This window comes from Flavobacterium sp. TSSA_36, from assembly GCF_051547165.1.
Lineage (GTDB): Bacteria > Bacteroidota > Bacteroidia > Flavobacteriales > Flavobacteriaceae > Flavobacterium.
The window spans coordinates 16,698-28,503 of record NZ_JBPTTP010000003.1 but is presented as its reverse complement, the minus strand read 5'-3'; the positions used below and the strand labels follow the sequence as shown (position 1 = coordinate 28,503).

General features: G+C 35.2%; 11 protein-coding genes. 8 read left to right on the top strand and 3 right to left on the bottom strand.

The features are described from left to right. The first annotated feature begins 413 nt into the window (after window positions 1–413). The 8 genes from ACSVH7_RS06740 (at window position 414) to ACSVH7_RS06705 (ending at window position 7,195) form a co-directional block, all read left to right on the top strand. A complete protein-coding gene (locus tag ACSVH7_RS06740; protein ID WP_024982521.1) occupies window positions 414–1,244 on the top strand; it encodes a 1,4-dihydroxy-2-naphthoyl-CoA synthase in 831 nt (276 codons plus the stop codon). 118 nt (window positions 1,245–1,362) lie between these two features. Beyond that, on the top strand, window positions 1,363–2,325 hold the full coding sequence (gene menA / locus ACSVH7_RS06735; protein WP_438065957.1) for a 1,4-dihydroxy-2-naphthoate octaprenyltransferase: 963 nt from the start codon (window positions 1,363–1,365) through the stop codon (window positions 2,323–2,325). A 57-nt stretch (window positions 2,326–2,382) separates the two neighbouring features. Next, window positions 2,383–3,060 carry a metal-dependent hydrolase gene (locus ACSVH7_RS06730; RefSeq protein ID WP_438065956.1) on the top strand — a complete coding sequence of 226 codons (678 nt, stop codon included), beginning with the start codon at window positions 2,383–2,385 and terminating at the stop codon, window positions 3,058–3,060. Window positions 3,061–3,243: 183 nt separating this feature from the next. Continuing rightward, window positions 3,244–4,443: a tetratricopeptide repeat protein gene (locus ACSVH7_RS06725; RefSeq protein ID WP_438065955.1), complete on the top strand. Its 1,200-nt coding sequence runs from the start codon at window positions 3,244–3,246 to the stop codon at window positions 4,441–4,443. 160 nt (window positions 4,444–4,603) lie between these two features. Beyond that, window positions 4,604–4,852 (top strand): DUF6364 family protein, encoded by a 249-nt coding sequence (locus tag ACSVH7_RS06720; protein WP_438065954.1) that lies wholly within the window; start codon window positions 4,604–4,606, stop codon window positions 4,850–4,852. Continuing rightward, a complete protein-coding gene (locus tag ACSVH7_RS06715) occupies window positions 4,849–5,262 on the top strand; it encodes a type II toxin-antitoxin system VapC family toxin (protein WP_438065953.1) in 414 nt (137 codons plus the stop codon). Before ACSVH7_RS06720 ends, ACSVH7_RS06715 begins: the two co-directional genes overlap by 4 nt. Window positions 5,263–5,663: 401 nt before the next feature. Next, the gene (locus ACSVH7_RS06710) at window positions 5,664–6,710 is read left to right on the top strand and encodes an o-succinylbenzoate synthase (protein WP_438065952.1); all 1,047 of its coding nucleotides are present in this window, start codon (window positions 5,664–5,666) and stop codon (window positions 6,708–6,710) included. A 14-nt stretch (window positions 6,711–6,724) separates the two neighbouring features. After that, entirely contained in the window at window positions 6,725–7,195 is a 471-nt protein-coding gene (locus ACSVH7_RS06705) for a CYTH domain-containing protein (RefSeq protein WP_438065951.1), read from the top strand. 67 nt (window positions 7,196–7,262) lie between these two features. On the opposite strand, the gene ACSVH7_RS06700 is transcribed toward ACSVH7_RS06705, so the two are convergent. The 3 genes from ACSVH7_RS06700 to pflB all read right to left on the bottom strand — a co-directional run bounded on the left by ACSVH7_RS06700 (window position 7,263) and on the right by pflB (window position 11,564). Then, a complete protein-coding gene (locus ACSVH7_RS06700; RefSeq protein ID WP_438065950.1) occupies window positions 7,263–8,420 on the bottom strand; it encodes an OFA family MFS transporter in 1,158 nt (385 codons plus the stop codon). 33 nt (window positions 8,421–8,453) lie between these two features. Further along, the gene (pflA, locus tag ACSVH7_RS06695; protein WP_438065949.1) at window positions 8,454–9,236 is read right to left on the bottom strand and encodes a pyruvate formate-lyase-activating protein; all 783 of its coding nucleotides are present in this window, start codon (window positions 9,234–9,236) and stop codon (window positions 8,454–8,456) included. 93 nt (window positions 9,237–9,329) lie between these two features. Beyond that, the gene (gene pflB / locus ACSVH7_RS06690) at window positions 9,330–11,564 is read right to left on the bottom strand and encodes a formate C-acetyltransferase (protein WP_438065948.1); all 2,235 of its coding nucleotides are present in this window, start codon (window positions 11,562–11,564) and stop codon (window positions 9,330–9,332) included. Window positions 11,565–11,806: the final 242 nt, after the last annotated feature.

Here is an 11,806-nt window from a genome sequence, read left to right as displayed (position 1 = left end):
AAATTGAATACGCTTATTGTTGACTGTAGGTGCTACTATTATGTTCTAAAATACTTTGCAAACGAATCATCCATTTGCCCAATTGTTTTTGAAGTAGATTTTATCATTTTTTCCAAAAAAAATTGAGCGACATTTTTTTTAACTAATTTCAAAAGCTTTCATTTTTTAAGGTTAATAATTCAGTGAAAAAATCCGCGCTAATCTAAGCTCAAAAAAAAGAAGTACAACACTGATTAGCAATGATTAAAAGTACTTATTTTTTTAGCTTGTAGTTGTTAAAAAAGATGAATTTATAATCAATTTTAACACTTCAAAAAGATTCGTCAGATTAGGATTATCAAAGCTTATTCAATAAGAATAGTTTAAAATAGAAAAATGCTTTATTTTTACACTAAAATTTAAAATTGTAACTAATGGAATGGATTACCGCTAGAGAATTTGAAGATATCACGTATAAAAAATGCAATGGTGTTGCAAGAATTGCATTCAACAGACCCAATGTTCGTAACGCTTTCAGGCCCAAAACAACTTCCGAATTATACCAAGCTTTTTATGATGCTCAAGAAGATACTTCAATTGGAGTTGTCTTATTGTCTGCCGAAGGGCCTTCTACAAAAGATGGAGTGTATTCGTTTTGCAGTGGTGGTGACCAAAATGCAAGAGGACATCAAGGCTATGTGGGAGATGATGGTCAACATCGTTTGAACATTCTAGAAGTACAACGTCTTATTCGTTTTATGCCAAAAGTTGTCATTGCAGTAGTGCCAGGATGGGCTGTTGGAGGTGGACACAGTTTGCACGTGGTTTGCGATATGACTTTAGCTAGTAAAGAGCACGCTATTTTTAAACAAACAGATGCTGATGTAACGAGTTTTGATGGCGGTTATGGTTCAGCGTACTTAGCCAAAATGGTAGGACAGAAAAAAGCCCGTGAAATATTCTTTTTAGGACGCAATTATTCTGCCCAAGAAGCTTTTGAAATGGGAATGGTCAATGCTGTGATTCCTCACGACGAATTAGAAGAAACGGCTTATCAATGGGCACAGGAGGTATTGGCAAAATCACCAATGGCTATCAAAATGCTAAAATTTGCTATGAATCTAACCGATGATGGTATGGTGGGACAACAAGTCTTTGCTGGAGAAGCCACTCGTTTAGCGTATATGACCGAAGAAGCCAAAGAAGGTAGAAATGCATTCCTAGAAAAACGCAAACCAAATTTCGAAAAGAAATGGTTACCTTAATTTAAAGGTAGAGGTTAGAAAGTAGAAGTCGGAAGATTAATCCACACAATTTCTAACCTCTAACTTCTAGTTTCTGACTTCAACTTCTAACCTCTAATTTCTAACTTCCAACTTTAAAATGAAACACTGGATTCAAGCCGCACGATTAAGAACTTTACCATTATCCGTTTCTGGAATCATACTTGGGAGTATGTATGCATTTATACATCCTTCTGACGATATTCTTACGCCAACAGAAGGATTTAATTGGTCAATTTTAGGCTTTGCTTTGCTTACTACTTTGGGCTTACAAGTTTTATCAAACTTTGCCAACGATTATGGAGATGGCGTAAAAGGCACTGATAATGAAGATAGGGTAGGGCCAAAACGGGCTATTCAAAGTGGAGTGATTTCTGCTCTAGCGATGAAACGTGCTATAATCATCACTTCGATACTAACGCTTTTGTCGGCCATTTCATTAATTTATATTGCTTTTGGAGACACGAATTTTGTGTATTCCTTGTTCTATTTAGTACTTGGAGTTTTGGCTATTGCCTCAGCTATCAAATATACAGTCGGGACATTTGCTTATGGATATCGCGGATACGGAGACGTTTTTGTATTTATATTCTTCGGTTTGGTAAGTACGCTGGGAGTTAACTTTTTGTATGCTAAACAATTGGATTTCGATTTGTTTTTGCCTGCCATTGGTATCGGATTATTGAGTGTCGCGGTGCTTAACTTAAACAATATGCGAGACGAAGCTTCGGATAAAAAGTCTGGAAAAAACACACTTGTGGTTAAAATGGGAATCGAAAAAGCCAAACGGTACCATTTTTTCTTAATAAGTACTGCCATGGTGGTGTTTTTTGTATTTGCTTTGCTAAACAATTTTACTTTCGATCAATACTTGTTTCTGTTGGCATACATTCCGCTAGTTAAACATCTTCAAACGGTTCAAAAAAACACCAACCCTAAAGATTTAGATCCTGAATTGAAAAAAGTGGCCTTGAGTACGTTCTTGCTATCGGTACTTTTTTCGTTATGTATGATCTATCTTTTTTCTGATATGATTGTCAATGGATTCCTAGGAGGCCGATAAAGGGAAGTTTTTAATTTTTCAATTATTCAAATTTTTCAATCTTATAATTATAAAATCATGAAAATTACATTCTACGGACACGCTTGTATCGGAATTGAAGTGGCTGGAAAACATATTTTGGTAGATCCATTTATCACTGGAAACCCAAAAGCTAGCCATGTAAATATAAATGAACTAAAAGCAGATTACATTTTGATTACCCATGCTCATTTTGACCATGTGCAAGATGTCGAAGCTATTGCTAAACGCACCGATGCTGTGATTGTTTCTAATTGGGAAATAGCCAATTATTTCGGTGCCAAAGAACTAAAATTCCACCCTATGAATCACGGCGGAAGCTGGACTTTCGATTTCGGAAAAGTAAAATATGTCGCAGCGGTACATTCAAGCGCCTTCCCAGACGGAACTTATGGTGGCAATCCTGGTGGATTTGTAATCGAAGGCGAACACAAAAATATCTACATCTCTGGCGATACAGCATTGACAATGGATATGAAATTAATCCCAATGCGCACCAAACTAGATTTGGCGATTTTCCCAATTGGTGATTGCTTCACGATGGATATAGAAGACGCCATTATTGCTTCAGATTTTGTAGAATGCGACAAAGTGTTAGGCTGTCATTTTGATACTTTTGGTTTCATCGAAATCAATCACGAACAAGCCATCAAGAAATTTTTCGACAAAGGAAAAGACCTGATGCTTTTATCCATTGACGAATCGATAGAATTATAGTCATTTGATATAGTAAGAGTTAGGAGCTGTTTACTGCGTCAGTTCGCTTCTCTCGTGTCCTGCTGTCCACTATATCTTTTTTTAAACCTGTCAGGTTTTTAAAACCTGACAGGTTTAAAAAAAGGATGCCGTTCCCATCAGGGCTCGAGTGCATTCATCACGCTTTGTTTTTATATTTTAATTATGATTAAAAAAACATTCCTTTTACTTTTTACAGTACTTTGTTGTTCTCCATCACTTCTAGCTCAAAAAACGGGCTATTGGGACAAAGAAAGAGCTACTTCCAAAGAAATTATCGTTTCCGCAAGAGACCGAATCATCATCAAAACAGAAGACTTACCCATCGGAACCATCGAAGTGGTGTATCGCATTACGTTACTAGACGAAAACCAACAAATGGCGGGAAGTTTGGTTTCGGTACTAAAATCCATTCCAGACCCTACTGGAATTAGTCAAGGTTCTGCGGGTGCGGTGTTTATCTTGTCCAAAATCTCTGGCGATGATAAATGCCAATACGCTATTTTTTCTTCAAATGCTGCTGCAACAACCTATCAAAAAACGGGTAGTACCACAGAGGCTTGCTTTTTACAAGAAACCCCTTTGAGTAAAGACGCCAAACGTTTATCGACAGACAAATCAACTTGCTTGCAATCCAATGCCATTTGGTTTGGCTTCGAAAGCAAGAATTGGATTATGAAGCAAAAAATAGTCTTAGAGGTTGTGCCTTGGGTTGATTATAAATTGAGCCGCGGCTGGAACGCAAGCAACCGAAAAAGCATTATCGAGCAATGCAAAACCTCCACAATGGCTCAAAAAATGACCAATTCGGACGACTTTTGTGTTTGTGTTTTAGATAAAATCCAAAACAAATACACCCACACCGAGTTTCAAAAGCTATTAAAAGAAGAACGTAACAAAGCCTACAAAGATTTTGGCAACAGTTGTTTTGGTGAATCTAGCGTGTCCAATACAACCTATGCAGACGCAAGAAAGCAGGCGAGCCTATTAGCCAAACAAGGGAAACACGGCGAAGCCATCACCAAACTAAAAATGATTATCAACGATGGCAAGGGCAAAGTGCAAGATTATAATGCTATTGGAACCAGTTATTTGTTGACTAAGCAATACGGCAAAGCCATTAAATTTTTGCAAGACGGTGAACGCTTAGACGACACAGAGTTGTTAATTAAGTTGAATTTAGCCCACGCTTATTTATTAAATGACAACTACAAGTCTGCCAAAGCGATTTACAAGAAGTACCAAAACCAAAATGTCACCGATAGTTTGAGTTGGGTTGAAAAAACAAAAGTCGACTTTGAAACCTTTCAAAAACTAGGAATCAAATCCGATGATTTTGAGCGTGTTTTAAGTCTTTTTAAGTAGAGTAGACTTAGCGGAGTTGAAATTGTAATTGAATTCATAAAAGAATAATCAAACGATTCTATTTCGTATATATAGATGTAAGCAGTAATCGAAAAAAAATAGAAGCCTATATTTTTTCCGTCTTAAATTCATATATTTGTACGTATAAATTTTTTGTGCTATGGATACTAAACTCACATTGAAGCTTGACCAAGAAATAATTGAAAAAGCTAAACATTATGCGTCTGAAAAAAAAATTAGCTTATCTCGAATTGTAGAAAATTACCTTAATTCTTTGACTACAGATAAAGAAAATAATGACATACAAATTTCACCTTTTGTAAAAAGTCTTTCTTCGGGAATTGAAATTCCAGCTGATTATGATTATAAAAAAGATCGTGCTGATTATTTAGAACAAAAATACAAATGAGCAGAATTTTTTTAGATACTAACGTAATATTAGATTTGTTGGGAGAAAGAGTTCCTTTTTTTGATGCTATTGCTAAAGTTGCTACTTTGGCAGATCAAAAAAAACTTGCTATAATTGTCTCGCCTCTTTCTTTCACGACAATAGATTATGTTTTGAATAAATACGAAAGTTCCGAATCTGTTCTGAATAAACTCCGAAAGTTTAAAATAATCTGTGAGGTCTGTGAAATTACTGAAGAAACAATTGAGAAAGCGTTGAATTCGAATTTCAAAGATTTTGAGGATGCTGTTCAATATTTTACTGCTTTACAATCTAACTGCTCAATAATTATAACTAGAAACGGAAAAGATTTTAAGAATGCTACAATTCCAATTATGACTGCTGAAGAATATTTAAGTAGTCTTATATAAAGCAATTACTGCCAATGGGATAGTTAGCAATAGCTTGGAATTAGCCTTATTAGAAAGATTTTTAGTCTTTGATTTATTGTGATAATTTGAAATAGAAAGGATGATTCAGTCTTGCTTGTACCAAAAAAGGGAAGCAAGAAAAAGTAGAGTATATAACCCATTGGGTAAATTTTTTTTTAAAAAATAACCACATAAAAAAATCATAGATTAATACTAAATAGTCAAAGAACAAAATAGAAATAGCACTATTTTTTACATAGATCAGCTATGTGAATAATAAAACGTCTATGTTTTCTTTTAAAACTATAAATTCTATGTTTTTCCTATGTGGTAAAAACTAATTTCATCCAACGGGTTAGTATAGTAAATAAAATATAATTACAGTTTAGAAAGACACAATTTTGAAAGCAACTTATCACAAATACTTACTTGATTTTAAACGGCCATCAGGAACGTCACGCGGCGTTATGACCACTAAGGAAACGTGGTTTCTGTTGTTGGAGGACGATGGAAAATGGGGAATAGGAGAGTGCGGGATTCTTCGCGGATTGAGTGCCGATGACCGTCCTGATTACGAAACCAAATTGCAGTGGGCTTGTGAAAATATTCATTTAGGAGAGCGCGCTTTGTGGGAAGCTTTACTAGAATTTCCTTCGATTCAATTTGGGGTCGAAATGGCTTTTTTGTCGCTCAAAAGCGAAAATCCATTTTTACTTTTCCCTTCTGATTTTACCTCAGGCACACAATCTATAGTGATTAATGGACTTGTTTGGATGGGCGAACCTTCGTTTATGAAAGCCCAAATCGAAGAAAAAATTGCACAAGGTTTTAGTTGTATAAAACTTAAAATCGGAGCCATTGATTTTGAAAAAGAGCTGGCTTTATTGACATATATTCGTACTCATTTTTCCGAAGATCAAATAGAAATTAGGGTAGATGCTAACGGTGCTTTTAGTTTAAATGAAGCTTTATATAAATTAAAGCAATTAGCTGATTTTAAATTGCATAGCATCGAGCAACCTATAGCTAAAAATAACGCTGACACTATGGCAGAGCTATGCAAAACGACTCCATTTCCAATTGCTTTAGACGAAGAACTAATAGGTGTGTTCTCCCTTGCGGATAAAGAGCAATTGCTGAAAGATATTCAACCGCAATACATCATTTTGAAACCTAGTTTTGTGGGTGGTTTTAGAGGAACTCAAGAATGGATTGCTCTGGCAGATAAATATAAAATTGGCTGGTGGATTACTTCAGCTTTAGAAAGCAATATTGGTTTGAATGCTATTGCGCAATGGACTTTTCTTCAAAATTCAAAAATGCCTCAGGGTTTAGGAACTGGAGCTTTATATACGAATAATTTTGATTGTCCTTTGGAAGTCGAAAAGGGACAACTTTGGTACAGAAAAAATTCAGATTGGCATTTTGATAAAGCCATTTTCTTATAAATAAAACACTCAAAATGATAGAAATCGAAAGAAAATTTTTGGTAACCTCTACTGATTTTATATCTCAAGCTTTTGCTCAAAATAGAATCGCGCAAGGATATATTAGTAAAAATCCAGAACGAACAGTTCGCGTAAGAATAAAAGGAGATAAAGGTTTTTTAACCATCAAAGGAAAAGGCAATGAAAGTGGTTTGTCTCGTTTTGAATGGGAAAAAGAAATTGCAGTCGGAGAAGCACAGCAATTGATGCATTTGTGCGAGAAAGGCACGATTGATAAAACGCGCTATGAAATACAGTCGGAAAATCACGTCATTGAAGTAGACGTTTTTTATGGAGAAAATGAAGGCTTAATAATGGCGGAAATAGAATTATCATCTGAATCAGAAACCTTTCTTACACCTGAATGGTTAGGAGAAGAGGTTACCAATGATCCCCGATATTATAACGGCTATTTGAGTGAATATCCGTTTAAAAGTTGGGTGTAGGAATGTAGCTTAAAAAAAAAGGATACCAATTTTATTTTGTATCCTTTTTTTTAATGGAAAGCTTGATTTAGATCCATTTTTTTAAGCCAATACCCACTAATAGAGCGATACCTAAAAGTAGAGCGAATAAATAGAAAATAGAGATTTCGTGGCTTAATCCTAAAAGAATTGGTCCAACAAATGCAGCCGCAGACCAAGCTGTTAGGGTGTAGCCCAAGACTTGTCCATAATTTTCAACACCGTAAATTGATTTTACAAAGGAAGGCATTGTAGAAAAACCAGCGCCATATCCTGCGATTATTACAAAAGTAATGATTTGGAAAAAAGTACTATTTGACGCAGAGAGGGGGAGTAAAACAAAGCAAATCATGTTGATGCTTATAAAAATCATAAAGGTAGACCAACAACCTATTTTATCTGAGATGCTAGACCAAAACAATCGCCCAATACCGTTAAACAGTCCAATTATAGCCACAAATGTCGTGGATTGGCTTGCTGACATGCCTACTACTTCTTCCCCTAGGATTGAAGCTTTTGAAATAATAGCAATTCCGCCGCAAACATTTAAAAATAAGAGTAGCCAAAGGGCGATAAAACGTTTGTCGGTTACTATTTTTTTTGCACTTAATATCTCAGTAGGTAATTTAGTTTTATTTTCAAATATTGGATTTGCTAAATATAAAGCACTTAACAGCATGCAAAAACCGTACAGTCCTCCAAGAAATAGCAACGTGTTAGCTAGTCCTACAGACTGATATAAAGGGGTTATAATGAATGAAGCGAGTAAAGAGCCTAGAGCAAAGGACATAATGATAATACCTGAGGCCATTCCTGGTTTTTCAGGAAACCATTTGACCACTGTGTAAACGGGTGCGATATAACCAAAGCCTAAACCAATACCTTGAAGTACCCCGAAAGTAATAAAGAATAATTCAATTGACCCCAAAGTTACAGCAAAACTACTTCCGGTTAATCCTAGGGTTAGAAAAATAGCTCCTAATATTCCGGTTTTTGTTGGACCTATTTTTTGAGCAAAATTGCCCATAAATGCAGCTGTTAATCCTAGAAAACAAATGGCTAAACTAAAGCCAGTTTTGGTATCGTGTGCTTCCCAATTTAATTCTGTTGCTAGAGGCAAAATCCATTTGCTATAGGCGTATATTGAACCAATCGATAATTGCATAATCATTCCTGCAATTACCATTAAATATTTATTTCTTGACATTATACTATGTGAAATTTTGTTTTAATAAAGTGTTTATCTTACTAAAACATTTTTGAAGTATTGATTAAAAATGGTCTCAGCTTTAGCAATGGTTTCCTCTGAAGGAGAAGCAACGTCTGCTAAGGCATATTCAAAATTTAATAAATCCCATTTGTGTTTTCCCATTTGATGAAAAGGAATGATTTCGACTTTTTCAACTGTTTTAAAATTGGTAAAATACTGGCCCCATTCGTGTAAATACGCTTCTTGATCTGTCCATCCGGGTACTAAAACATATCTTAACCACATGGGGTTACCAGTTTCTTCTCGATATTGAGCAACTTTGAGGGTGGTTTTGTTTTTTAAACCTGTTAATTTTTTGTGCCAATCATTATTGATGTGTTTTACATCTAACAATAAAATATCTGTTTTGTCTAATAATTCCTTGGTTTGATCGTCTAAAACGCGGCCATTTGTATCCAAGCAAGTATGAATTCCTTTCTTGTGTAATTTATCAAAAAACGGAATTAATTTTGCTCTTTGTAATAAAGGTTCCCCGCCGGATACGGTGACGCCGCCTGTAGTTCCAAAAAACAACTTTTGATTTTCAGCTTTTTCAATTAATTCCTGAATGGTAATAAATTTTCCTCCGTGGATGTCTAACGTATCTGGATTTTGGCAATACAAACAACGAAATTGACAACCTTGAACAAAAACTACCATTCGAATACCGGGTCCATCGTGAGTTCCAAAAGTTTCTAAGGAATGAATTCTGAGGGATTCTATATTATTTATGTTTAAGGCCTCATCATGATTGGATTGTTCGGGAAAATACATAAGTTTCTGTTTTAGTAGTAAAAAAACCTGTTTAGAAGTGAACTCTAAACAGGTTTAAATTTAATTATTTATAAATTATAATTTGACATCTACTTACATTCTTTCGTGGAAAGTTCTGCTAATCACCTCCAATTGATGTGCTTTAGACAAACGCACGAAGTTTACAGCATATCCTGACACGCGAATCGTTAATTGAGGATAGTTTTCTGGATTTTCATAAGCATCCATAAGTGTTTCTCTGTTCAACACGTTTACATTTAAATGATGTGCTTCTCTACCAAAATAAGCATCCAAAGTAGTAGTTAAATTGGTTACTTGATCTTCTTTTGTAGTTCCTAATGATTTGGGAACCATTGAAAAGGTGTATGAAATTCCATCTTGAGCATCATTGTAATCTAATTTACTTACAGAATTTAAAGATGCAATCGCACCGTTAACATCTCTTCCGTGCATTGGATTGGCTCCTGGTGCAAAAGCTTCTCCACCTTTTCTACCATCTGGAGTTGCACCGGTATTCGTTCCGTACATTACGTTAGAGGTAATAGTAAGTAAAGATAGGGTAGGAGTAGCGTTTTTGTACGTTTTGTGCTTTCTTAATTCATTTATAAAAATATTGGTAATCTCAATAGCAATATCGTCTACACGATTATCATCATTTCCGAATTTAGGGAAGTCGCCTTCAATGCTAAAATCAACCGTTAATCCTTGTTCGTTTCTAATTGGTTTTACTTTGGCATATTTAATTGCAGATAACGAGTCAGCGATAATTGAAATACCTGCAGCTCCGTAGGCAATATCAATTTCTGGATCACTATCAATCAAAGCCATTTGTGCTCTTTCATAATAGTATTTATCATGCATATAGTGAATGATGTACATTGATTTGGCGTAAACTCTTGCTACTTCAGCCATTGTTGTTTTGAATGAAGTCATAACCTTATCATAATCTAAGACTTCATCAGTCATTTCAGGAATATTGTTGATCACTAAAGCTCCGTGAGCTTCTTCTCGACCTCCATTAAGAGACAGTAAAAGCGCTTTTGGCAAGTTGGCACGCGCTCCAAAGTGTTGGATCGATTTTCCGATTTTTTGGTAAGACACGCAACAAGCAATTCCGTAGTCATCAGACCCTCTATTGGATTTCATTAAGTCATCATTCTCATATTGCAAAGAAGAAGTGTCAATAGATACTTGAGCACAGAATTCTTTAAATCCTTTTGGAAGGTTTTGTGACCAAAGAATGGTTAAGTTGGGCTCTGGAGAGGCGCCTAAATTGTAAAGTGTTTGAAGGAATCGGAAAGAAGTTTTAGTCACTTTCGTTCTTCCGTCGTGGAATTGTCCACCGATAGCCTCAGTTACCCAAGTTGGGTCTCCACCAAAAATTTCATCATAGGCTCCTGGACGTAAATGACGCACAATTCTCAATTTCATTACGAATTGGTCAATGAATTCTTGAGCGTCTTCCTCTGTTATTAATCCAGATTCTAAATCTCTTTGAATGTAGATATCAATAAAAGAAGAAACGTTACCTAATGACATAGCTGCACCGTCTTGTTCTTTTACGGCGCTTAAATACGCTAAATAAGTAAATTGTACCGCTTCGTAAGCTGATACCGCAGGCTTAGAAATGTCAATACCATAAGACTGTGCCATGGTTTTAATATCCTGTAGTGCTTTGATTTGGCTAGTGATTTCTTCTCTTAAACGCACTTTGTGTTCGCTCATTTCACCTGTTACATTGGCGAAATCAGCTTTTTTAGCTTGAATTAAAGCGTCAGCTCCATATAATGGTAAACGTCTGAAATCACCGATAATTCTACCTCTTGCATAATTATCTGGTAATCCAGTTAAAACGTGTTTTGAACGGAAGGTTTTAATTTCAGCATCATAAGCATCAAAAACAGCCTGATTATGATCCTTGGCATAGTTAAATATATCAGAAACACGTGCAGAAACCTCTAATCCTTTTTCTTTTACCGCATTTTCAACTAATTTGATACCACCAAAAGGCTTCATAGCTCTTTTTAGCATCATGTCAGTTTGTAAACCAACAATAGTCTCATTTTCTTTATCAATATAACCAGGTCCAAAAGCAGTAATGTTTGAAATTGTTTCAGTATCAATGCCCAAACAACCGTTGTTTTGTCTTTCTTTTAATAATTGTACTTTACAGGCATCCCATAACTTTGTAGTTTTAGATGAAGGTCCCGACAAGAAATCTGCATTGCCCTCATAAGGTGTTATGTTTTTTACAACAAAATCATAGACATCAATTGCCGTATTCCAGTTTCCTTCTACAAACGATTTAGTGTTCTTTAAAATTTCCATGGTTATTAAGTTTATTTTTGTAAGATTCTTTTATTCTTAATATTAACTATCAATATTCTCAAATTTACGATTTTTTTGGTGCTTTGTAAAGCCTTTTTGAAGTTATGAGAAATCTTGCCTATAATTTTTAATTCACTTAAAAATAAGCATGGCAATCGCATTTTTTTTTTATTTAATGAACTTTTTACGGCTAAAATTTAACGTATTCAAGATGCATTTTTGAGATGTTAAGATTTATTTAA

Coding starts and splice junctions, on each gene's coding strand:
- ACSVH7_RS06730 (WP_438065956.1), top strand. CDS start 2,383: ATGAAAATTACATTCTACGGACACGCTTGTATCGGAATTGAAGTGGCT.
- pflB (WP_438065948.1), bottom strand. CDS start 11,564: ATGGAAATTTTAAAGAACACTAAATCGTTTGTAGAAGGAAACTGGAAT.
- pflA (WP_438065949.1), bottom strand. CDS start 9,236: ATGTATTTTCCCGAACAATCCAATCATGATGAGGCCTTAAACATAAAT.
- menA (WP_438065957.1), top strand. CDS start 1,363: ATGAAACACTGGATTCAAGCCGCACGATTAAGAACTTTACCATTATCC.
- ACSVH7_RS06740 (WP_024982521.1), top strand. CDS start 414: ATGGAATGGATTACCGCTAGAGAATTTGAAGATATCACGTATAAAAAA.
- ACSVH7_RS06715 (WP_438065953.1), top strand. CDS start 4,849: ATGAGCAGAATTTTTTTAGATACTAACGTAATATTAGATTTGTTGGGA.
- ACSVH7_RS06705 (WP_438065951.1), top strand. CDS start 6,725: ATGATAGAAATCGAAAGAAAATTTTTGGTAACCTCTACTGATTTTATA.
- ACSVH7_RS06725 (WP_438065955.1), top strand. CDS start 3,244: ATGATTAAAAAAACATTCCTTTTACTTTTTACAGTACTTTGTTGTTCT.
- ACSVH7_RS06720 (WP_438065954.1), top strand. CDS start 4,604: ATGGATACTAAACTCACATTGAAGCTTGACCAAGAAATAATTGAAAAA.
- ACSVH7_RS06700 (WP_438065950.1), bottom strand. CDS start 8,420: ATGTCAAGAAATAAATATTTAATGGTAATTGCAGGAATGATTATGCAA.